Origin of the sequence: Sulfurimonas sp. (assembly GCF_047622445.1) — a bacterium.
In the GTDB taxonomy this organism is placed as follows: Bacteria; Campylobacterota; Campylobacteria; order Campylobacterales; family Sulfurimonadaceae; genus Sulfurimonas.
Genome location: NZ_JBLHOE010000009.1, coordinates 34827 through 56828, shown reverse-complemented (window position 1 = coordinate 56828; position 22002 = coordinate 34827). Strand labels below are relative to the sequence as shown.

Annotated in this window: 24 protein-coding genes; all 24 read right to left on the bottom strand. The window is 33.4% G+C overall.

Translation table 11 applies throughout. The annotated features are described in order from the left end of the window. Positions 1–335: 335 nt before the first annotated feature. The gene (locus ACI9TV_RS03570; protein WP_415249384.1) at positions 336–2678 is read right to left on the bottom strand and encodes a PD-(D/E)XK nuclease family protein; all 2343 of its coding nucleotides are present in this window, start codon (positions 2676–2678) and stop codon (positions 336–338) included. Between the two features lie 3 nt (positions 2679–2681). Next, positions 2682–3194 (bottom strand): FixH family protein, encoded by a 513-nt coding sequence (locus tag ACI9TV_RS03565; protein WP_415249383.1) that lies wholly within the window; start codon positions 3192–3194, stop codon positions 2682–2684. Beyond that, on the bottom strand, positions 3194–3886 hold the full coding sequence (locus ACI9TV_RS03560; RefSeq protein WP_415249382.1) for a 3-dehydroquinate dehydratase: 693 nt from the start codon (positions 3884–3886) through the stop codon (positions 3194–3196). Before ACI9TV_RS03560 ends, ACI9TV_RS03565 begins: the two co-directional genes overlap by 1 nt. Positions 3887–3997: 111 nt before the next feature. Beyond that, positions 3998–4210 carry a DUF4006 family protein gene (locus ACI9TV_RS03555; RefSeq protein ID WP_415249381.1) on the bottom strand — a complete coding sequence of 71 codons (213 nt, stop codon included), beginning with the start codon at positions 4208–4210 and terminating at the stop codon, positions 3998–4000. 2 nt (positions 4211–4212) lie between these two features. Next, positions 4213–5139, bottom strand: coding sequence for a cbb3-type cytochrome c oxidase N-terminal domain-containing protein (locus ACI9TV_RS03550; protein WP_415249380.1), 927 nt, complete (start codon positions 5137–5139; stop codon positions 4213–4215). A gap of 15 nt (positions 5140–5154) precedes the next feature. Further along, positions 5155–5352 (bottom strand): cytochrome c oxidase, cbb3-type, CcoQ subunit, encoded by a 198-nt coding sequence (locus tag ACI9TV_RS03545; RefSeq protein ID WP_415249379.1) that lies wholly within the window; start codon positions 5350–5352, stop codon positions 5155–5157. A gap of 15 nt (positions 5353–5367) precedes the next feature. Next, the gene (ccoO, locus tag ACI9TV_RS03540; RefSeq protein ID WP_415249378.1) at positions 5368–6060 is read right to left on the bottom strand and encodes a cytochrome-c oxidase, cbb3-type subunit II; all 693 of its coding nucleotides are present in this window, start codon (positions 6058–6060) and stop codon (positions 5368–5370) included. A gap of 16 nt (positions 6061–6076) precedes the next feature. Further along, entirely contained in the window at positions 6077–7561 is a 1485-nt protein-coding gene (gene ccoN / locus ACI9TV_RS03535) for a cytochrome-c oxidase, cbb3-type subunit I (RefSeq protein ID WP_415249377.1), read from the bottom strand. A 131-nt stretch (positions 7562–7692) separates the two neighbouring features. After that, a complete protein-coding gene (locus ACI9TV_RS03530) occupies positions 7693–8211 on the bottom strand; it encodes a hypothetical protein (protein ID WP_415249376.1) in 519 nt (172 codons plus the stop codon). A gap of 74 nt (positions 8212–8285) precedes the next feature. After that, complete coding sequence (locus ACI9TV_RS03525) at positions 8286–9146, bottom strand: UbiA family prenyltransferase (protein WP_415249375.1); 861 nt, start codon at positions 9144–9146, stop codon at positions 8286–8288. Continuing rightward, positions 9146–10342, bottom strand: coding sequence for a cytochrome c oxidase subunit II (gene coxB / locus ACI9TV_RS03520; protein WP_415249374.1), 1197 nt, complete (start codon positions 10340–10342; stop codon positions 9146–9148). The genes ACI9TV_RS03525 and coxB overlap by 1 nt, the downstream gene beginning before the upstream one ends. 9 nt (positions 10343–10351) lie before the next feature. Further along, the gene (locus ACI9TV_RS03515; RefSeq protein ID WP_415249373.1) at positions 10352–10702 is read right to left on the bottom strand and encodes a cytochrome C oxidase subunit IV family protein; all 351 of its coding nucleotides are present in this window, start codon (positions 10700–10702) and stop codon (positions 10352–10354) included. A 1-nt stretch (position 10703) separates the two neighbouring features. Then, positions 10704–11402 (bottom strand): cytochrome c oxidase subunit 3, encoded by a 699-nt coding sequence (locus tag ACI9TV_RS03510; protein ID WP_415249372.1) that lies wholly within the window; start codon positions 11400–11402, stop codon positions 10704–10706. Further along, complete coding sequence (locus tag ACI9TV_RS03505) at positions 11402–13084, bottom strand: cytochrome c oxidase subunit I (protein WP_415249371.1); 1683 nt, start codon at positions 13082–13084, stop codon at positions 11402–11404. The genes ACI9TV_RS03510 and ACI9TV_RS03505 overlap by 1 nt, the downstream gene beginning before the upstream one ends. Positions 13085–13241: 157 nt before the next feature. Then, positions 13242–14027, bottom strand: coding sequence for an SCO family protein (locus ACI9TV_RS03500; protein WP_415249370.1), 786 nt, complete (start codon positions 14025–14027; stop codon positions 13242–13244). Between the two features lie 545 nt (positions 14028–14572). Next, positions 14573–15094, bottom strand: a complete 522-nt coding sequence (locus tag ACI9TV_RS03495; RefSeq protein WP_415249369.1) for a hypothetical protein — start codon at positions 15092–15094, stop codon at positions 14573–14575. 67 nt (positions 15095–15161) lie between these two features. Next, positions 15162–15914, bottom strand: coding sequence for a sulfite exporter TauE/SafE family protein (locus tag ACI9TV_RS03490; RefSeq protein WP_415249368.1), 753 nt, complete (start codon positions 15912–15914; stop codon positions 15162–15164). 34 nt (positions 15915–15948) lie between these two features. Then, positions 15949–17100 (bottom strand): glutamine-hydrolyzing carbamoyl-phosphate synthase small subunit, encoded by a 1152-nt coding sequence (gene carA, locus ACI9TV_RS03485; RefSeq protein ID WP_415249367.1) that lies wholly within the window; start codon positions 17098–17100, stop codon positions 15949–15951. After that, a complete protein-coding gene (locus tag ACI9TV_RS03480) occupies positions 17100–17651 on the bottom strand; it encodes a DUF507 family protein (RefSeq protein WP_415249366.1) in 552 nt (183 codons plus the stop codon). Before ACI9TV_RS03480 ends, carA begins: the two co-directional genes overlap by 1 nt. Positions 17652–17737: 86 nt before the next feature. Further along, on the bottom strand, positions 17738–18247 hold the full coding sequence (locus tag ACI9TV_RS03475; protein WP_415249365.1) for a MotE family protein: 510 nt from the start codon (positions 18245–18247) through the stop codon (positions 17738–17740). Beyond that, the gene (locus ACI9TV_RS03470) at positions 18247–18633 is read right to left on the bottom strand and encodes a flagellar export protein FliJ (protein WP_415249364.1); all 387 of its coding nucleotides are present in this window, start codon (positions 18631–18633) and stop codon (positions 18247–18249) included. Before ACI9TV_RS03470 ends, ACI9TV_RS03475 begins: the two co-directional genes overlap by 1 nt. Positions 18634–18695: 62 nt before the next feature. Further along, complete coding sequence (locus tag ACI9TV_RS03465; protein ID WP_415249363.1) at positions 18696–19943, bottom strand: adenylosuccinate synthase; 1248 nt, start codon at positions 19941–19943, stop codon at positions 18696–18698. Positions 19944–19959: 16 nt separating this feature from the next. Beyond that, positions 19960–20808: an ATP phosphoribosyltransferase regulatory subunit gene (locus ACI9TV_RS03460; RefSeq protein ID WP_415249362.1), complete on the bottom strand. Its 849-nt coding sequence runs from the start codon at positions 20806–20808 to the stop codon at positions 19960–19962. Continuing rightward, positions 20808–21944: a pyridoxal-phosphate-dependent aminotransferase family protein gene (locus ACI9TV_RS03455; RefSeq protein ID WP_415249361.1), complete on the bottom strand. Its 1137-nt coding sequence runs from the start codon at positions 21942–21944 to the stop codon at positions 20808–20810. Before ACI9TV_RS03455 ends, ACI9TV_RS03460 begins: the two co-directional genes overlap by 1 nt. Between the last annotated feature and the right edge of the window lie 58 nt (positions 21945–22002).

Sequence of the window (22002 nt, the reverse complement as noted above, 5' to 3'; positions counted from 1 at the left end):
GATTGACAATTTATGCATATTTTAGAGCTTTTTTACAGCCATTTGTAAATAAACCTTTGTTTACTCCCAATATACCATAGTTCGAGAGGTGTTTTAAGCACCCATATTTTTCATTAAGTCGAAAATCAATATAAGGTAACTTGAATAAAATGATATAAAATCATTCTATAAATAAAAATTGATTCATCGCCTTAAAATATTAAAAGCTACATTTTTATAAGTTAAGTATTGCAGAATCAATATCAATATGCTTATTTAAATTTAAAGATGTATAGTGTATGTCAAAATAGACTAAATATTTAATAAATAAAAAGTGGATGCATACAGTTTACAAACTACCTTTCACACATGGTTTTATAGTCACAAAACTTACAATGATTTTCATCTTCGCATAACTCAAAATCAACTGACTCTATATTTTGTAAGTCTTTTATATGTGATTCCAAAATTGCTAATTTTTCATTTAAAAATGCTTCCTCAACAACTATTGATTCTTTTAAGTCATAAAAAGCACACCCAACAACATTTCCTAAACCAGCGCACAAAAGATAATAAAACTCTAGTTGAAAGTCTATTGCATCGGTGAAGTTGTTTTTGTTGTTAAGTGTATAAGAACCTGTTTTATAGTCAAGTACATATATCTCATTATCACGTTTGTCAATTCTGTCGATTTGACCTATGAGTGTAGCGCCTGCAAATGGAATTTCAAAACTCTCTTCACAAGAATGTACCTTCCATTTAGCTTTAAAACGCTCAATTTCCACTTCACAAAATTTCTCTAATCTTCTTTTTTGCATCGCAATGAGATACTTATCTAACTCACTATCTCCACAAACTGCATCTAACTCACGCTCAAGATCTTTTTGCAGTTCTCGGTGCTCATCATACGTGTTCTTTTTAGAGTATAAGTTTGATAAAGCCAGATGAACACTGTTACCTATCTCATACTCTTTTGGCATATCACGAGGTATCTCATGCCCTTGTAGATGTATCACATATTTGTAATAATATTTTCTTTTACATGATAAAAAAGTTTTGAGTCGTGTAGCAGAAATCTTTGTATCTTTAAAACTATATTCTTGAACTATCTTTGTATCTTTGTTTATCGGTAAAGGGAGAGTTTCAAAAAGTATATTTGCATATTTTTGCTCTGAGAAGTTATTTTCTTCTTTAATATTTAATTGTTTTAAAAACCTAGAAGCAGAACTCTCACTAGAACTCACATATGAAATAGATGCCTCTTCACATCTTGAGAGTAACATCTCATAATAATGCTTTTGCAAGTTCTCTCTATCCTTCATTGTTGGTAACTTTGCCATCTCTCGAACTTGGGTATTGAGAAACATATCTTTGTCACTCTTTTTTGGTACATTCGAATCAGAAAAATCGACTATAATAACCGCATCAAAATGAACTGAACGGGTTTCTAGTACTCCCATAACAGTAATTCTTCCACCTCGAACATCATCTAATGTTCTCATAGCTAGTCTTTGTAAAAATAATGAAAGAAGAGATTTAATTTTCATCCCTAGCATATAAGGCAATATATTTTTAAAACCGTAGAGTTCTTCATTAAATATTTTTACATGTGTTTTATTTGAAAAACCTTCTTTATACTCTGCTAAAAATTCTAAAATATCTACTTCGGCGCTACTTTTGTGATAGATTGGTAGTAGTTTTATATAGAGATCATCTTCAACTCTTTGAAGTCGTGCAAAATTCTCTTTTGATTGTTGATCTAAGACTTGACAAGAGCCATGTAGCTTTTGATAAATGAGAGTATTTTTATATGCTTCACCCATTGCAAAGTTAAAGTTTGATTTTGTATCAAAACTTTTTAACATTTGAGCCATTTTTTCATCTGGTAAAATTATTGCAATATTTTCCGGGTTATAGCCTTTTTTTATAAATTCATAGATTTTTTGCTTTACGAAGGCAATTTGTAATATAGATTCTGAAAATGATGTACAAGATATATTTTTATTTTTTTCTCTGTGCCTTGCAGATATTACTTTTTTAGTGTTAAGGGAGAGAGTATATTCATAACCTACTTCTAGTTCTATACCTAATTCCAAAAACCTGTTTTGCATTTTTGAATTAAACTTTGTAGTATTAAATATAATAGTTATACTCGAATACTCGCAACATTCTAAAAGCACTTCTAATTCAAAGTTTGTAAGATGTCCGTCTACATGTAATTCTATATTTTTATGATTTTGTATATAAGATGTGTTAAAATCATATAACCTAGGAAGAAATATTTTATCTAAGACATTCCGATCAGTACATAACTTTTCGTATCTTTCATATAGCTCTTTTAATATACTAATATGCTCTTCAAATTCGCCATATATATCTGAAGTTACTAGTTTAGATATATCGTACATTTCTGCACTAAGTTCTTCAAAAAATTTAAATATATACGAAGAGTTTTTCGTGAATGTAAAAAAATTTCTTTGTATTTGAAGAGAAGCAAATGCATTAAAATCTGATGCTTCAAGTAAAAGTAAAACCCTACTGTCATCATCAAGAGATGTAAAATTTTTCACTACACAGAGCTTAGATATAAACTCGCTCATTGTTATGAAGTTTGGTAAGAAAAGTGTCTCCGCATCAATAGAGAGTTGCTCGTGACGAATTGCACGAGCAGAGGGGAGAACAATAGTTGTTATATCCACTGATTAGTACTCGACAGACTCTTCAGATCTTGTATCTGCTTTTACATTGTAAAAACGTTCTACTTCACCAACTTGAACATGTGCCATAATATCCCAACGGCCAGGTTTTTCTAATGTAAAACCAGAAAATGAATAAAGTCCATTTTCTATACTAGGGTTTATTAATTCTTGCTTATATCGATGATGTTCTGGTCTTGTAATGATTATCTTCATTGTTGCGTTATTAAGAGTATTATCTTCAAGGTCTGTTACTTTATACTTTAAAGTTGCACCCTCTTGAGCTAAAAATTCTGTTTCATACGATATCTTGTATTTTCTGTTGAAATCAATCTCGGCTTGAATAATATCATTTGCATTTAAATCTGCATGGTGATATCCCATCATGTAGGTATCGCTTTTTTGCACAGGTGCTTCTTTAAGAATCCAAGATATTGAGAACACTATAGCACCAAAGAATGTTAAAATAGCTATAGATATAGCATATGGCCAAATTTTCCCACTACTAATTATTCCCACTATCTATTCCTTCTCTCGTATAATTTTTTTCTTATATACATAATGATTCCCATTAAAAGGATTCCATAAAAAATCACTTTTATTGTAATCATAACATATTGTCCACCCTGTCCGTTACCTTGATTTAACTGAGCACCTTTACTTTCCGCAATTTGACCAGCAATATCAACATAGCCATTATACATAGCAGCTGAGTACTTTCCAGTTAATTCACCAGGTTTTGATTTCGCTCCAAGTATTGGAAGTATAGTACCACCACTATCACTTGCTAATTCCATAAAGTTATCCCAACTATGAGCAAAGAATATTGCTACTCCCACTGCTTGGGCTGTTGACGCAACAGGACTTAAGATTTGTGCCCTATCAAAATGCTTATATAAAGATGGATCATTCACAAAGATATCTATTTGAGAATTTAACTCTGCAAACGTCAACATGACAGTTGGCTCACTAAACTCACTCATTATCTTTTTTTCATATGCAACTATACCTGTTTCATTCGGTAAATCTCTTATCATTACTAAACGTAAGGATATACCTGTTTTTTCGTATAGTTCTTCTCCTAAACCTTCAATTTTTTCTGTAAATTTAGGATTATTTATTACATCATCTTTGTATAAATATTCTGCTACTAACGTTGTTTGAAAAAGTGTTGCGAGGATGAGGGCCGCAAGCCCTCTTGAAATTCTCAACGAATTTCCCTTAACCGATGAAAAGGTGGTTAGGTGTTACAACCACATAAATTGTATATGCAGCCATAAGAACTAATCCTAATGTAATTATTTTTTCCATTATTTGCTCCCTTACTTCACATCTATAATATGATCAGCTCTATCAGAACCGATCATTTTAACTTCATTTAAACGCTCAACTTTATAATAGTTTGTTGCATTTTCAACTTGTGCTAGATATGCTGCATAAGCTAAGGCTAGAACAACAACAACAAGTACTACTGTCGCAATTAAGAAACCAGTCATACCATGAATACTAAACAAAGATCTATTTTCATTTACCATAACTATTCCTTACTCAAGCTAATTACATAAGCAGCAGCAGCTTCTTTTTGCTTGTGGTTTAATCTACCAAATTTAGGCATCGAACCGATTACACCTTTTTTACCGTGACTAAGTACATTCACAATAAGAGATTCATCATAAGTTGCAATATTAGGAGCAACATACTCCATACCTTTACCATCTGCACCATGACAAGAAGCACATGCACCAGCAAATACATCAGCACCAGCTCCAGTCATACCATTTGCAACAAATTCAGAGACTAAGTCAATTTCTGAATCACTAATTAATGAATCAGTATTAGCATTAAAAATACCGTTACGATCAGGCATTGGACTCTCAGAACCCATCAACATATTGTTAGAACCATTAATAATAGCATGTTTAACAACTTTAGCTTCTATTCTAACATTAAGATTTGAAGCAGTACCATCTATACCATCAGCAGTTAAACCGTGACATATTTTACACTCTGCTAAGAAAACAGACTCGCCCATTTCAACTAGTCTATCACCAGTTATAGATGCATATTTTGCTTCAAATTTTTTGTTGTGTGCAGCTACATCTTCATTATATTCACCAATTTGTGAATATGATTGGACTGGATAACCTAATGTGTAGTACCACATTCCCCAAACCATTGTAAGTAAAAATAAAATAGCCCAACCAGTTGGAATTGGATTTTTATATTCACCAATATCATCCCAACTTTCGCCCACTAGTTCACCATCAGCTGTGTCAGTTTGCATTTGACGTACATATTTAATTACAACAAAAACTGTAATTAAAACAAGTGCTGCTGCAGCTGCAATTGTAAGTAAGTTAACTATATCACCATTTAAACCACCCTTAGTTCCAAGTACTGAAACGTACGTGAAACCAAGCATTGCAGCTGTTACGATAAATCCCCAAAGATAAATCTTATTCATATATCTCTCCTCTTTCTATTTATCACGATTTTTTGCGTTTACCGGAGTATCCGTTATATCGTCATTAAGTGCTAAATTGCTGTAATCTTCATAGTCGTGTCCATCGACATCTTTTCTGTTCTTATATAAATGATATATATACAGATAAAGAGCAACAGTCAAAAAAATTGTTACCGCTAAGAAGCCATAAGATTGTAATTCAGCAATTCCCATCTGTAGATCCTTTTACTATTTAAGACTGTTCATGTATGCTATTAAAGCTACAATCTCTGGGATTCTACCTACTTCAACTGCATCAATTACATCTTGATTCTTCATATCTTTAACAATTATTCTAGCTTCTTCTAAAGCATCTTTACGTGCGTCATGAAGTGAGTCAGCCATTTTAATTATTTTTGTTGAACCATCTTTCATTGGCACTGGCTCATTATATGGAACACCAAAGAATTTATTAACAGTAATCATTTCTGCATACGCAGTATCTACATCAGTATTGTTTACGAACATCCATCTGTATGCAGGCATAATTGTACCTGGAACAACTTTTTCTGGATCCCACATGTGATTTTCATGCCAATCAGTAGTTCTATAGTTACCAACACGCATTAAATCTGGACCAGTTCTTTTAGAACCCCAAAGAAAAGGACGATCATAAGCGTATTCACCACTTAAAGAGTAATCACCATAACGGTCAGTCTCAGATTTAAATGGACGGATAAGTTGTGAATGACAAGCATTACAACTGTTTTTAATATAAACGTGACGACCAGCTAACTCTAATGTAGAGTAAGGTGTCGTACCGATTACAGGACGTGAAGACGCAGCAAAATTTGGAACAATTTCAATTAATCCAGCAAAAGCAATTGTAGCGAATACAGCTAAGGCAAAAAAGAATGGATTTTTTTCTAACCAATGAAACATATTATAATCCTTTTAATTAAGCAGCCATAGGCGTTGCATTTTGTAGTTCGCTAGCTTCAACTTTACGACCACTTCTTATAGTTTGAACAACATTGTAAATAAATAATGCAAAACCAAATAGGTATAAACTACCACCAACAGCACGAATAACAAAGTAAGGATGTAAAACAGTTACTGTATCAATGAATGAGTACGCTAAGTTACCAAATTCATCGTGAGCACGCCACATCATACCTTGAGTAATACCTGCAATCCACATAGATGTAAAGTATAAAACAATACCTAATGTTTGAATCCAGAATTGTGTACCCATGATTTTTTTAGAATAAATCTCACGACCATACATACGAGGTAACATATGATAAACAGCTGCCATAATTACAAAAACAACCCAACCAAGAGCACCATCATGTACATGACCAACAATCCAGTCAGTAAAGTGAGCAATAGCATTAACTGATTTAATAGCTTGAATAGGACCTTCTAATGTTGAGAACATATAGAATGTTGAACCCATTACAAGGAACTTAATAATTGGATTAGAAGCAACTTGTTGCCACTCACCTTTCATTGTAAGAAGCATATTAATTGCAGAACCCCATGAAGGAAGAATTAATATAATAGAAAATACTGACCCTAAAGTTTGTACCCAATCAGGAACCGTAGAGAAAAGAATATGATGTCCACCTGCCCATAGGTATATGAACATTAAACCCCAAAAAGAAAGTAAAGATAATTTATATGAATAAATTGCTTGACCTGACTCTTTTGGTAAAAAGTAGTAAATTATTGCGATAATTGGAGTAGTTAAAACAAATGCAACTGCATTATGACCAAACCACCATTGAACTAGTGCATCATTTGTACCAGCATACATTGATACTGAATGATACCATGCCCCAACTCCATCAGATGCGAAGTATGTAGGAATAGCAAGATTATTAAGTAGGTGAAGCATTGCAACTGCTAAGAATGTAGCTATATAATACCAAATTGAAATATATAGTGTCTTCTCACGTCTCATACCAATAAGACCTGCAATACTAGCTCCCCATAATAACCAAACTACAGTTATCCCAAGATCTAGTGGCCACTCAAATTCAGCATATTCTTTTGACTGAGTAATACCCATTAATAAAGAAATAACAAGTACAACCGCAGCAAATAGATAAATCCAAAAGTGGGCATAACCAATAAACATTAGTGTCTTAGACTCAGCCATAGATACTTTTAGAACACGTTGTCCTACATAATACCATGATGCCCATACACCACTTAAAACGAAACCGTAAATAACAGAATCGGTATGAAGCACTCTCAAACGACTAAAGTTTGTGTACTCAGCAATTGCTCCATCACCAAAAATAGTGTTAATTGCAGGAAATGCCATTTCCCACGCAATGATAACCCCAACAAGCATACCAACAAAACCTATACCTAATGAAGTATAGATAAATAGTTTACTTACCGAATAGTCATATTCTAATGGACGATCTTCCATATAGACTCCTCAAAGATTAAATATAAAAATACAGTGCCATTTGTGATAGATAGAATAAAACTATATTTTTAATTGTCTTATACTATCTTTTAATAGTTTTATCCTTTCTTAAACAAGTCTTTTGTTTTTAATTAGTGTCTATTTTCAAGCTTATTGTTTCTATTCATCGCACTTATAAGATCTTTATTCTCTTCTTCCATAACGATGAACGCATTAAGTAGTGCTTTGTACATCTCATCTTCGCTTAAGTTTTGAGTGAGTATTTCAGCATAATGTTGAAAAAAATCACTATAAGGTGTTACCCCAGATGATAAAACAGCTAAAATATCTTTACCTTTAAAGTAGTGATTCCATGACGGTGTAATTTTTTTTATAACACGTTTTTTAACACCCCATGTTACAAAAAATACAATTAACATAACAATAGATAAGAATACAATGAAAAATACAATAGCAGTAGCTATACCTAAATAATTAAATACTACAGGATTAAAAATAAGTGCATATTCAATAAAAGGAAGTAATAATAAAGATATTTTAATTAGATTAACATTTATGCCACCAAGTGCACCTGGGTTAAATAGTATTCGTTTATTGCCTTTTTTATCTGCAAAACTAAGTAAAATATCTCTGAGAGAATAAGTTGTCATAAGGATGTTCCTTGATTATAGAAGTAAGTTTGGGAAAGACTAGAAAAGAAGCTTACGCTTCTTTTCTACTAAAGTTAATTGAATTGAATCATTTCTTCAATGCTAAGAAGAATAATTGTAGTTAAAAAAGCAAGATTAATTTTCCAGAAAACACTTCGTGCATCTGTAAGTTCAAAACTTGCTTGTAGAAGCTTTAAACTACTTAGAAAAGCAAAAATCGCATTAATAATTAGGAGTACATATATAAAAGTACTTTGTGGGTTAAATATATCAACTAAAAATACACCTGTGAACATTGTTAAAATTAACCAAACAAAAGTTAATCGTTGAAGTGAATCTTGTCCAAATAGACGCATAACAGTAGGATAACCTGCATCTTTATAACCACCGTAATGTAGCATTACTAGTAGCCAATAATGTGGTATTTGCCATATGAAAAAATATAACCCTAAAGCAAAAAACTCTTGTTCAGCTAAAGCATGTCCTGCAGTCAACCATCCAACAGCAGGAGGTATTACTCCAAGTATTGCACCGGGAACAACGGCTAAAGCACTCTTTTTCTTTAATGGTGTATAGACTAAGTTATACCAGATAAATGCGAACAAGAAGAGATTAACACCTGTCATTCCAAGTAAATCATGAATTAAAACTAAAGAGATTATAACTAGTGTAGCGGAAATTATCATACCCGTAGTTGGAGTCATTTTTCCAGAAGCAATAGGTCTATGTTTTGTGCGATCCATTAAAGCATCTTCTTTATACTCTTGAACTTGATTAAGTGTCGAAACACCCATAGCGACAAGAAGTACTGCAAAGGTTGCGATAAACATATCAGTTCCTATCTCGCCCTTTGCCATAATATAGGCAAAGAGAGCCGAAAGGCTCACTGCGAAAGAGAGAACGAATTTCGTTACAACGATAAAGTCTTTAATCATTATAAACTTTTAAGATGTTCCGCAATAGCTGAAATATCTTCGTCTGTCACATAAGGGAATGCTGGCATGTTACCCATCGTACCCTTCTTACCATTCTTCAACACATTACGTAAAAGGTCTGCATCGTAATCTACAAGACTTGGAGCCGTACCGTACTGACCCTTACCGTCTTCACCATGACATCCAGCACATGCTGCGAATGAAGCAGGTTGATCACCTTTCATACCACCAGCAACATAAGCTGCAATCTTTTCAGCATCTGCACCTGTAGCAGTTCCAGCAGGCATAGCGCCCATTGCATAACCAAGTTTATCTTGACCATTAATGATAACGTCTAATACTTGCTCTTTAGTCAATACTCTAGTTTTAAGAGTAGGTCCAAGATATACATCTTCTGTTAAAGTTGCATGACAAGATTTACATCCATGTTGCTGTAATAATGCAGCACCTGATTTATCATAGTTACCTTTTGGTGTATCATCACTACTATTGAACCAAGCAGTATATTCATCTTTTGGAAGTACGACAACTCTAGAGTACATGTATGAGTGATCCGTACCACAGTACTCAGCACACTCAACATCATATTCACCTACATTTGCAGAATTAAACCACTGCTTTGTTATACGACCTGGGACAACATCCTCTTTCAAGCGGAAAGCTGGAATATAGAATGAGTGAAGTACATCATCGTTTGGAGCCGTCATCTCTAAAATAATATTCGTATCAACTGGTACATAGAGTGCCGATTTAGCCATTGTACCTTTTTCAATAAGTTTTCCATTCTCATCATATTTAGGCTTAATATATGCTCCACCTAATTTATGGACAATACCATCTGCATTCGCAGCATACTCATATCTCCATTTCCATTTACTAGCTTCTACTTTTACTGTGATTGCATCATTTGCATCCGGCAAGGTTCTAGCAGTTACCATTGAAGTGTAACCGTACCAGAAAAATAGGAACATCATAGCCGTTGGAATACCTGTCCAAAGAACTTCTAAAAGAGTATTGTGCGTAACATTCTCAATATCTTCATCTTTTACTTTATCTGCACGGTATTTCCATGCAAGGTAAAACATTGGTCCCACAACTGAGATAAACAATACAACTGAAAGCCAAAGGTTTATTGTAAGAGCTTCATCAATGTGTTCCGCAATTACTGTACCACTGGTGTTAAATCCTTCTAACATACCGCCTCCTTAATGATGCGATGCTGATGTACCACCAGCGCTCGTTATTTCTGATGTTATATGAGAAACATCACCAAATTGAAAATGATTAACATCAATCATTACAATTACAAAAAAGAATAAAACAAGAAATGATGCAAAGAAAACAGTTGAAATAATTAATCTTTCACCTTTTAAGTGCATGTAATACATTACAATTAAATATGCTTTAACCAGACCGATCAACATTTGTACACCAAATGTTGCATTAGCTAAAAAGTAGTGTGGTTGAATTAAAGTAACAGCAGTTAGAAGTAAAAGTCCAACTAGAATTTTATAATAACCAGCTCTCTCTTCTTCATAAGTTTTAGTAGTTGCCATTTTAGTGACCTCCTATTGATAGACCGGCACCGATCATGTAATAATATGGAAAAACGAATACCCAGATTAAGTGAACAAGATCCCAGTATAGAGCAAGGTTAAGGTGTAAAATATGATGCTCAGGAGTAACTTTTCCAGCATTAATACGTTTAAGTAACCATAACATAAGACCAATACCAATAATAATGTGAACACCATGTAAACCAGTCATTGTAAAATACATTCCAAAGAACATAATCTCGCCAAATGGCTTAGAGTTTGGTCCACCACCTTGAAGTGCTTCAAGACCTAAGAAAATACCATGATTATACTCAGCTGTCCATTCTACCCCTTTTACTCCTAGGAATATAATAGCAAGTAAGATAGTAGCCCAAGTCATTAACTTAGCACCTTTTATATCACCGTGACGCATTTTCAAGAATCCGAGACCCATTGTTAATGCAGAAATTAAAAGTATTACAGTATTAAAACCACCAAGCCATCTATTAAGACTTGCAGAAGCATTAATAAAATCATCAGGGTGAAGTGTGAAATAATATGTAAGAACCATAAACATAGCTCCAAACATCATAATTTCAGTTAACATAAATAACCAAAATCCAAATTTACCAGCAAAGAAATCTCCTTGCCAGCCTTGAACCTCGTGTTCATTACCTTCGCGATCTATCGCGATTTCTGGTACATACGGATGATCAGACATTAGTCAATCCTTTTCATATTTTCATCAAATTTAACTTTTGGTTGTCCATGATGATATTCATATGGGCCAAAGTCAACATAAGGAACTTTAGTATGGTTCTCTAATGGCGGTGGTGATGTTGGTGTATACCACTCAAGAGTAGTAGCATTCCAAGGATTAACAGGTGCTGGTTCGCCATTTCTCCAAGAAGAAATAAAGTTGTAAAACATTAAAAGTAATCCAGAAATAATTACAACTGCTCCAATACCAGAAATTTGATGATAAATCTCAAATTCAGGAAGGTAATCAAAATAACGACGAGGCATACCTAGGTAACCAGCAATAAACATTGGGAACCATAAAAGATTAATACCTATGAAATTTAAGTAAAAAGCAACTTTAGCTGTACCTTCTTTATAAAATTTACCAGTAACTAATGGGAACCAATAGTGAAGACCAGCGAATAATAAGAAAACAACTCCACCAAGAATAGCATAGTGAAAGTGAGCAACTGAATAGTAAGTATCTTGTAAATGAATATCAGAACCAACCATAGCAATAGTAACACCAGTAAGACCACCAATAGCAAAAGTAATAATTGTGCCTAGTGCCCATAACATTGGTGTATCTAAAACAATTTTACCTTTGTACATTGTAGCAATCCAGTCATAGAATTTAATACCCGTTGGAATCGCAACAAAGAACGTAAGGAATGAGAAAATTGTTTTAGCAAGATCTGACATACCTGAAGTAAATAAGTGGTGACCCCATACTAAATAACCAATACCTGCAATTGATGCAGATGAAAGTGCAATTGTACGGTAACCAAAGATTTCTCTTCTTGAGAATGCTGGAATAATTTCAGACATAATACCAAATGCTGGAAGAATCATTAAATAAACAGCTGGATGAGAATAAATCCAAAATAGATGTTGGAATAATACTGGATCTCCACCTTTAGATGGATCAAAAATACCAATACCGAAATATTTTTCCATAATTGCAAGAATTAATGTAATACCAACAACTGGAGTTGCAAGAAGTTGAATCCATGCAGTAGCGTAAATTCCCCATACAAATAATGGCATTTGGAAAAATCCCATACCTGGAGCACGAAGACGGTGAATTGTTACTAGGAAATTAAGACCTGTAAGAATTGAAGCCATACCAAGAATAAAAGCAGCAACAAGAGTTGTAACAACATTTGTACCTGTATTTAAACTATATGGAGCATAAAAAGTCCAACCAGTATCAGCAAAGTTAAAAAGAAGTTCACCTTCAGTAATATTAAAATTGAAAAGTGACGTTAACGCAACTAAACAACCAAATATATACAACCAGAATGTGAACCAGTTAAGTCTTGGGAAAGATACATCTTTTGCCCCAATCATTAATGGCATTACAATATTTCCAAAAATTGCAGGAATACCTGGAATGATGAAAAGGAAGATCATTAATACACCATGAAGCGTAAACGCCTGATTAAATGTATGTCCGTCCATGATTTGTGCACCAGGTGCAAAAAGCTCTATTCTCATCATTAATGCAGTAAATACCGCTACGAAAAAGAATGTAAACATTACAGCGGCATACATGATGCCGATACGTTTATGATCTACTGTAAGCATCCATTGCCAAAAAGCAGTTTTTGGATGCCCTATGGCGCAGTGTGTTTCGCCTAATTCTAAATATGATTTACTCATATATTTCTCCTTGATTTGATAAATTTTACTAACACTTTTTAGCCGTGCGTTAATAAAATAATGTGTTTACCTCTAAAGCTTTAACAAGCTATATAGACAGCAAAGAAAATAAGTCGTGCACGCGAACTTCTTTTCTTTACTGTCCTAAGGAACTCTTCTAGTCGTCTCTTTTTACAACTTCTCTGTCATCTTCTTTTCTACCTTGTCTAATCAAGTAGATAAAAAAACCAATCATAACAGTGGTCATAAAAACTGCAACCATTTTTTCCCACATAAAGATATATGTTCTACCTTTTGGATCATATGAAAAACAATACTCAACCATTTTTGCAACAGTTGGGCCCACTGTTCCATCGGAAGCCTCTGTAAGTGCCATTTTTATATCAAATGGTAACTGTTCTACACCATTTAGGTATCGAGTAATTTTTCCATCAGGAGAGAGTATCATTAATGCTGCACCGTGGATGTAATCTACTTTACCTTGTTCTGTAACTGTTTTCTCAAACACAAAACCAACTTGCTTAGAAAGAATGTGAGAGCTATTGTTTTCACCAATTGCAAATCTCCATGCATCAGTTACATAGCCTCTTTTAATAGATTGAACCATCGTTTTTCTTTTTGCAGCAGCTAATTGAAATGGTTCATCTTCAGCGAAACTAATCGTAACAACTTTATAATCTGTGTTTTCTGCTAAATCTAATCTGCCAATAGCTTTTGCAAGTTCATTCAATTGAGGAGTACAGATACCTGCACATCTAAAATAATTTAGTGTAAGAATTGTTGGTTTACCATTCATCAGTTTTTTTAACGTAACACTCTTTCCTTCTTCATCAAGAAATGTCAAACTAGTATCTACTGTTTCCCCTAGATGCTCTTGTATCCCTAAGGTTCCTGCATTAGATAAACTAATAAGTAAAGATAAGGTAACTAACAATTTTTTCATAAAACTCCCTGTTTATTGTGTAAAAATAACGAGAATTATACTAAAAAAGAAATTAAAAGCACTTTAAATTTCTTTTTAGTTTTATTTTACTTTAAGTTTTGTATTTTATTAGCTAATGAGAGAGTATTTGGTTTTACTAAGATAAGAGTTACTAATGCTATACAAGAAAAAAGAAGGAAGTAAAGTACACTTCCACTGAGCTTATAAGCTATTATTCCAAAAATTGTATTTCCTTGAGGAATCAAAAATAAGAGTAAATTTGTGTGCTTTTTTAACTTAGGATAGTCTTCAATAGTATAAGTTATACTTCTTAATTTTATAAGATATCTATGAAATAAGAAATAATATATTATTATAAGTTCAATGACTTTATAAATAATAAGCCCATTAGCGATATAAATATTATACTCGCCATCAAAATATATAGGAGCTGTGATATTAAAGTTGTAATTGAAAATTAAAGAAGTGAGCGCGAATAGTACTACTACATAGATAGTAACTATTCGACGTTTGTTTAGAGTGTTTATTAGTTCTTGCATGTATAATTAGAATGCGTGTCTAATAGATACTCCAATATAAATAGCAGCAGTACCCATAATTATATTAAGAGGTAGAAGGTATGTATTTACCAACCACATACAATCTGCCGATTTTTGGACCTTACATCCATCAGCTTCTGCTTTAGCTATAATCCAGACCATTAAAATCATATTCATAACCATTGCACCCCATATGCTACCTTTGAGTGTAATCGATTTATAAATTTCCATACTTTGAAAATCGATAATAAAACCATCTTCAGCAATTGCATTATCTTTATAACCTAATGCCATAAAAAGGGCTGTAATTACAGATAAAACTATAAAAGGGCTTAGAAATTTAAAATAGCTTTTAATAAGAGTAGCACGACCAGTCAGACGACGCTGATCAGAAACACCCTTATGAGCTGTTTTTGTAATAACGAGTATCGCCATCATACCACCAACCCACATTACAGCACTTAGTACATGTAAAAAAATTACTAAGTTGGTATAATCTGTCATCACTTGATATATAAAATCTCTCATATTTAATCCTAGTTAAATTAGTAATTGGAATAGTAGCGACTACTATATTTAAAACCTCTTAAATTTGTTAAATTTTGGTTTTTTCCCCAGAACAACAACTTTTAGGATTGCTTAAATCAGACTTTACTTCACCATTTCGATAAAGGTCGTATTGCATATAAGCTTTATTTAAAGTCCAAGCACCAAATAGTATTACGGTAATAGAAGCAAGTTGAATCATAGTTTGTCTAAATTTATTTTGAGAGAAAAGACCAACTATAAATGCAAAACTAAATAATGAAGGAATAGTAAAAACACCAAATATAAACATGACAAACGCACCAAGTAGTATTGATTCTGTAGTGGTCGCCGTTACTAACATAGTATACACAAGACCGCAAGGAAGTAAACCATTCAAGAAACCCAATATAAAAAAGCTTTTGAGTGTTGTAGATCCTAATTGTGAAGTAAATATTCTTTTAAACCATGCATGTTTTGTTATTGGGTATTCGATTGAATTAAGAAACTTTAATTTTCCAGCAAATGATAAACCCATAACTATCATCAATACTCCAGCTATAAAAAAGAGTATTGCCCTTGATAAAGGGGTTACATCCCATAAAGATCCAAAGTAACCAAATAATGCGCCGAGTAGTGTATATGCAGATATTCTACCTGAGTTATAAAGTAAGTGATAGGCACCTTGAGAGAGTTTAGATTGTTCAGGTTTGATTTTTGCGGTTGTGTAGGTAACGATAAAGCCACCGCACATTCCAATACAGTGACCAATCGATCCTAAAAGAGCGAAGCTAATAATTGCTAAGAGTTCAATATTTTCCATGTGGCTATCTTACTCTCAAAGTGTTAAATTACTGTTAAAGTCTATTTTTTTTCATCAATTGTAAAAATTCACTAAAGATATAAGCACTTTCTTTTGGTCCAGGACTCGCTTCTGGGTGATGTTGCACTGAAAATATTGGTTCATCGTTATAGCGTAACCCTTCAATTGTATTATCAAAGAGATTTGTGTGCGTAACATCTGCAATTTCTATAATGTTATCAGGAACATTATAGTTGTGATTTTGTGCAGTAATCTCAACTAAGCCAGATATTTCATTCTTAACTGGATGATTTCCACCATGATGACCAAACTTTAATTTATACGTATCATAGCCATGAGAGATAGAAAGTAGTTGATGCCCTAGGCATATACCAAATATTGGTATCTTAGCGGCTATAAGCTTTTTAATCTGTTCTTGCTCACGCTTTAGCACTAGAGGATCTCCTGGGCCATTTGATAAAAATACACCATCAATACTTTTTGCTTGGTATTGCTCAATCAAATTTTCTGCTTGAAAATCATTAGGAATAACTTCAACAGCAATTTTTGCATTTACAATTTCATTAAGTATGTTACGTTTAACACCAAAATCAATCACTGCAATTTTTACTTCGGGAGTTGGAGCATTTTTATACTCAAAACTTCCAGAAGTGTTATATGTAGCATTATTATGTACATATGCTTCTTTTGTACTTACTTGCTCAATATAATTTACATCTTCAATTCTTGGTGAACTTTCAAGTATTTTCTTTAGTTCTTCTTTATCAGAAATCTTTGTTGAAGCTACCATCATCATAGCACCCTCATCTCGAATCATTTTTGTTAAATATCTTGTATCAATATCACAAATACCCATGACATTATATTTCACTAAAAATGCATCTAAAGATTCTTCAGCTCTGAAATTTGAATAACGGCCTTGATATTTTCTAACAAGCATGCCTTTAGCATGTGCAGATCTACTTTCCATATCTTGCGCATTTACACCAACATTGCCAATTTCAGGCATTGTAAATGTTACAAACTGTCCAGCATATGAAGGGTCTGACATGATTTCTTGATAACCACTAAGTGAAGTATTGAAAACTATTTCGCCAATACTTGTATCATCTGCGCCAAAACTTTTAGCTTCTAGCAAAGTCCCATTCTCTAAATATATCCAAGCTTTTTTTAAAGGTATTGACACTATTCCATACCTCTTTTTAATAACTCTTCATGATAAAGTTTTTCATATAAAATATCAAATTCATCTGTCCCAGGAATATATCTCTTTTTATATGTTCTAATTTTATCCATAACAGCATCATCGATCTCCGAGGCATCTGCTATGAAAGAAGTAATCCCATTATAAATAATATTTTTAATTCTATTTTCTGTTACTTCAAAATGGATTAAATCTTCTTCGTAGAGTTCATCAAGTATTTTATGTGCAATATCTGAGTATCTCTCTTCATAGTTAAGGATTACTCCAAATTCAGGTGCGAGTTTCTTTTTAATCATAAAGAAAAGTTGACGTTCATCAGCAAGCATAAACTCGATCTCTTCTTCATTGTCGTCACATATATCTCCTGCTTTATCTTCTAAAGCCATCTCTTGATGTACATTGTGGGTTAGTATTTTTTCTGCTTCATGTGCGACAGGTTCAAGACCTTTAGTCATAGTAACTACACCACTTTTATTTAAGTCAATAGATATTTTACTAGCAATATGGGGAATAGATTTAAGTGATATTTTCATAGCTTTTGAAACCTTAGGTATTTAATAAATTTAGACATTCTACAATAAGTAAAGTAAAGATATGTTGAGACGAAAAAACCTCGTGTTTATTTTACTAATAAAAGAGTTAATTTTGAAGCTTTTCTTGCATCCATTTTAGTAAGTATTTGACCAACTGTTTTAGGTTTAAGTGAACTAAGAATTGCCGCAGCCTCTTTTTCGTCCATATCAGACAAAATACTCGACGCAGCACCTGCTTTCATTTTTGCATATGTTTGTGCAATTTTATTCATCTTCAAACTTTTTAATTCTTTAAGTGCTTTCTCGTTTTTAGTAAGCATGTTCTTAATATTTTCTTCTTTTTTAGTTATAGAAGCTAACTTCACATCAACAAGTTCCGCTTTTTGAGTAAGAGAACCTTCCTTCTTTTTAAGTAAGTCTTCTGTAGCTGCTTGCAAGGCACTTAAAGCTTGCTTTTGCTCATCAATTCTCTCAAGTTCTACTAAAAGTTCATTCTTTCTTTCTTTAAAAACTTCAGTACAATCAAAAAGTCTATCACTCGTTTGAAGAGATACTAATGACGAGAAAGTAAAAAGTATAAATAAAAATATTTTCATTAAAAGTCCTTGTCTTTATTTTTTTTAGCGTGAGTCATTAAGGCTACCTCGTCAAGATCTTTTGCTTCTTGTTTTTTTATCTCTCTAAGTTTCTTTTTTATCTCTTCTAGCTCTAAGTAATTAAACTTTTCATACTCAATCATATCAGATTTTAGTTTCTCTTTTGCTAACTTAACTTGTTCTCGCGCAAAATGAATCCACTCTTGATTATGCTTAATAACACCACGTTGGGATGCCATTAAAGATCTTGCAGATATCATTTCTGCCATTGTTCCAGCATCTGGGGGTTTTACGGTTTCAAGTAATTCATAAGCGAGTTGAAGTTCTGTTGTTGCGGTATTTAAATCATTATTTGCACCTTGAAGCGCTTTTTCACTCTTTTGCATTGTACTTTTCTTTAAAGTGACAAGGGAGCTATAACGCGTCTTCATTCTTTGGTGTTCCTATGTTAAAGAATTATCGTATCATCTCTTTCTGGTGAAGTTGAAATAATTCCAACTTTTGTTTGTGAAATCTCTTCAATAATTTTAACATACTCTTGAGCTGTTGCAGGGAGGTCTTCGAACTTTCTTACTCCAACAGATTTGTCCCAACCTTTAAAAGATTTATAAATTGGAGTAACACCTTCAAGGTTTGATGGTAAGTAGTCTATTGTCTCGCCGTTAAGCTCATAAGCAACACAAACTTTTACTTCATCGAAACCATCAAGTACATCTAGCTTCATTAATGAGAGTTCATCACAACCATTTAAACGAGACGCATAACGTGTTGCCACTGCATCAAACCAACCACATCTTCTTGCACGCCCAGTTGTAGTTCCAAACTCATTACCTTGTTCGCCTAAACGTTGTCCATCGTCGCCCATATCTTCAGTTGGGAATGGTCCATTTCCAACACGAGTACAATATGCTTTTACAATTCCAGTAACCTTACCAATATCCTTAGGATTAATTCCAAGTCCAGTACATGCACCAGCACTCACAGTTGCTGAAGAAGTTACATAAGGATATGTTCCATGATCAATATCAAGCATAGTTCCTTGCGCACCTTCAAGTAAGATTCTTTTATCTTCATCTAAAGCTCTCCATACCATTTGCGTAGTATCAGTAATAAAAGAGCCGAGTTTTTCTTTATAACTCTCTAGTTCATTAAGTAACTCTTCTTCTTTAGGTGTAGGTATCTCATAAATATCAAAGATTGCACGGTTTTGTTCGAAGTACTCGATAATCGCAGCACAAAGCTTTGGAGGATTTAAAAGTTCACCAACTCTAAAACCTGTACGATTAATTTTATCAGAGTATGCAGGTCCAATTCCTTTTCCTGTAGTACCAATAGCTTTATCGCCTTTAAGTCTCTCTTTTGCTTGATCTATAAGCGCATGGTATGGAAGATTTAAATGTGCTTTGTCAGAGATGTATAAACGACCTTCAAGACCTTCAAATTGAACCATCTCTTTGATAATTGACGCAGGTGAAAGAACTACACCATTTCCGACTACGTTTATTGCGTGAGGGTTAAGAACACCAGAAGGTATAAGGTGAAGTGCAAATTTTACACCATCAACCCAGATTGTATGACCAGCATTATGACCACCTTGGCTTCTACATACCATGTCATATTCAGCTGCTAATCTATCAACTATTTTACCTTTACCTTCATCACCCCATTGAATTCCTACAATTAAATCTGCTTTCATTCTTCTTCCCTATTCTCTATTTACTTAATTTTTCGCAAAGCGCATCTGTATAAATTGCGAAACCTACAGATGTCAACTCTTCATTTTTGTATCTTCCGCCACGTGCGTATACTTCATTATTATCAATAACTCTAAAAAATACCTCATCATAGTAAAGCATTTTGGCATAATACATTGGTGCTAAGACAGTTTTTTCATACTTTGTTTCAATGCATAAATTTTTCATTTTTTGAAGTTCTACTTGTATAGATTCTGGCGCTATTACCATTACTTCATCTATTTGATCAAGATATTGAAGATATACAAGTTTTTCTAACCATTCAACTTTGAGATTTAAAAATTTTTCAATGTTGATATGTCTAAAATCATCAATACAAAGCTCATCAAACATTTCTACTAAAAGCTCTGGAATCTTGATATTAGATATTTGGACTAAAGGCTTAACTTCAAGTTTGGCAAAAATACTTACAGCTATATTCATCACAGAAGAAAGCTTTGTTTCACCCATAAATTCAGCACCAACTTGATACTGCTCTTCAGTAGGATAACGAAAGACTGGTTGAATGTAAAACCATTTCTTTTGTTCTGTGTTCTTACCTAAACGTTTTTCTATAATACGAACAACATCAATAGTAGAATCTGCACGTAAAGATAATGAATTATTTTGTGCATCATTTACACGAATCAGTTCTTTATCATCAGCAACACTTAAATGTTGATGATAAGAAAACACAGGAGTAACAATTTCTTCAAAACCATTACTATCTAAAATATCACTTGCAATATGCTCTATTTTTCTTTTTATTTTTGCACTATTACCAAAGTATAGCTTACTTCCATTTGGAATTTCGTGATCTAAAATCATTATTTCTTCTTTCCCGCTATAAAACCATCTAATGCACCAAAAAACGCTTCACTAAAAATTCTATTTGCTGTTCCATCATATTTACGACGACCCAGTCTTGAAAGAGCTAGTTCTACTGAATTGAGAACCCATGCCATTTCATGAACTGGAATCAATCCCATTTGATTAATTCTAAATATTTTACCTTTTAAGTGATCTTGACCACCTGCCACGTTAATATCATATTCTTCTTTTAAAAGTGTTCTAATTTCACTCGCATTCTCATCAATAATTGTTGACATAGATTTTGCTGGAACTTCAGGATAAAGTTTCAAACCAATAGCTTCTAATGCCCGTGAAACTGCTTTTGAACGACAAGCCGTATCCCCATAGAGTCTACTGAGCCCACCATTAGCTTCAATATTCTCAAGAACCTCTAAAAGTCCTATAATTAAAGTCGTTGCTGCTGTATAAGCCGTAGTGTTTTGCTTTTGTTTCTTAATCTCGGTTGCAAGATTAAGGTAATAACCTTTTCCATTTCCAATTTTTTCAATTGCTGCATTACTCAAACCCAAAATTGCAAGACCGGGAGGAAGCATAAGTGCTTTTTGACTACCTGCAATTAAACAATCAATATTTTCTATATCAATTCTCTCAACACCAACAGCAGTAATACCATCAGCTATAATCATAATATTTGGGTTAATCTCTTTAACGGCTTTTGCAAGTTCTTCAACAGGATGACGAAGCCCACCCGCTGATTCACTAATTTGAACTGCGATTGCATCAATATTAGAATTAGCTCGTACGGCCTCTACAATTGCTTCAACACTTACAGGAGTATTCCATTCATTTTCAATCTCTATTGAGTTTAAACCATGGGCAACTGCAATTTTTCCAAACCTTTCACCAAATTTTCCAGAATTTACATTCAGAAGTGTGTTCTTACAAAGATTAATAACTGCTGCTTCCATAGCACCAGTTCCACTTGATGCAATCATTACAACTTCATCAGTCTTAAAAAGGTTAAAAAGGTGTTTTCTAGTTTTTTCAAAAATAGCTTCAAATTCAGGTGTACGATGATGCATTGTCTCATCTGCCATTGCATTACGAACATTTTGAGGTACTGGAGTTGGTCCAGGAGTAAAAAGTAACATTTATTTTCCTACGAAGTTTATATTATAAATTAAAACCTCGTATTGTATCGAAAATTAT

Coding starts and splice junctions, on each gene's coding strand:
- ACI9TV_RS03525 (WP_415249375.1), bottom strand. CDS start 9,146: ATGATTAAAGACTTTATCGTTGTAACGAAATTCGTTCTCTCTTTCGCA.
- ACI9TV_RS03500 (WP_415249370.1), bottom strand. CDS start 14,027: ATGAAAAAATTGTTAGTTACCTTATCTTTACTTATTAGTTTATCTAAT.
- ACI9TV_RS03510 (WP_415249372.1), bottom strand. CDS start 11,402: ATGTCTGATCATCCGTATGTACCAGAAATCGCGATAGATCGCGAAGGT.
- ACI9TV_RS03460 (WP_415249362.1), bottom strand. CDS start 20,808: ATGATTTTAGATCACGAAATTCCAAATGGAAGTAAGCTATACTTTGGT.
- ACI9TV_RS03465 (WP_415249363.1), bottom strand. CDS start 19,943: ATGAAAGCAGATTTAATTGTAGGAATTCAATGGGGTGATGAAGGTAAA.
- ACI9TV_RS03505 (WP_415249371.1), bottom strand. CDS start 13,084: ATGAGTAAATCATATTTAGAATTAGGCGAAACACACTGCGCCATAGGG.
- ACI9TV_RS03475 (WP_415249365.1), bottom strand. CDS start 18,247: ATGAAAATATTTTTATTTATACTTTTTACTTTCTCGTCATTAGTATCT.
- coxB (WP_415249374.1), bottom strand. CDS start 10,342: ATGTTAGAAGGATTTAACACCAGTGGTACAGTAATTGCGGAACACATT.
- ACI9TV_RS03555 (WP_415249381.1), bottom strand. CDS start 4,210: ATGGTAAATGAAAATAGATCTTTGTTTAGTATTCATGGTATGACTGGT.
- ccoO (WP_415249378.1), bottom strand. CDS start 6,060: ATGTTTCATTGGTTAGAAAAAAATCCATTCTTTTTTGCCTTAGCTGTA.
- ACI9TV_RS03550 (WP_415249380.1), bottom strand. CDS start 5,139: ATGAATAAGATTTATCTTTGGGGATTTATCGTAACAGCTGCAATGCTT.
- ACI9TV_RS03490 (WP_415249368.1), bottom strand. CDS start 15,914: ATGGAAAATATTGAACTCTTAGCAATTATTAGCTTCGCTCTTTTAGGA.
- ACI9TV_RS03455 (WP_415249361.1), bottom strand. CDS start 21,944: ATGTTACTTTTTACTCCTGGACCAACTCCAGTACCTCAAAATGTTCGT.
- ACI9TV_RS03470 (WP_415249364.1), bottom strand. CDS start 18,633: ATGCAAAAGAGTGAAAAAGCGCTTCAAGGTGCAAATAATGATTTAAAT.
- ccoN (WP_415249377.1), bottom strand. CDS start 7,561: ATGGAAGATCGTCCATTAGAATATGACTATTCGGTAAGTAAACTATTT.
- ACI9TV_RS03480 (WP_415249366.1), bottom strand. CDS start 17,651: ATGAAAATATCACTTAAATCTATTCCCCATATTGCTAGTAAAATATCT.
- ACI9TV_RS03515 (WP_415249373.1), bottom strand. CDS start 10,702: ATGGCAACTACTAAAACTTATGAAGAAGAGAGAGCTGGTTATTATAAA.
- ACI9TV_RS03495 (WP_415249369.1), bottom strand. CDS start 15,094: ATGAGAGATTTTATATATCAAGTGATGACAGATTATACCAACTTAGTA.
- ACI9TV_RS03530 (WP_415249376.1), bottom strand. CDS start 8,211: ATGACAACTTATTCTCTCAGAGATATTTTACTTAGTTTTGCAGATAAA.
- ACI9TV_RS03545 (WP_415249379.1), bottom strand. CDS start 5,352: ATGGGAATTGCTGAATTACAATCTTATGGCTTCTTAGCGGTAACAATT.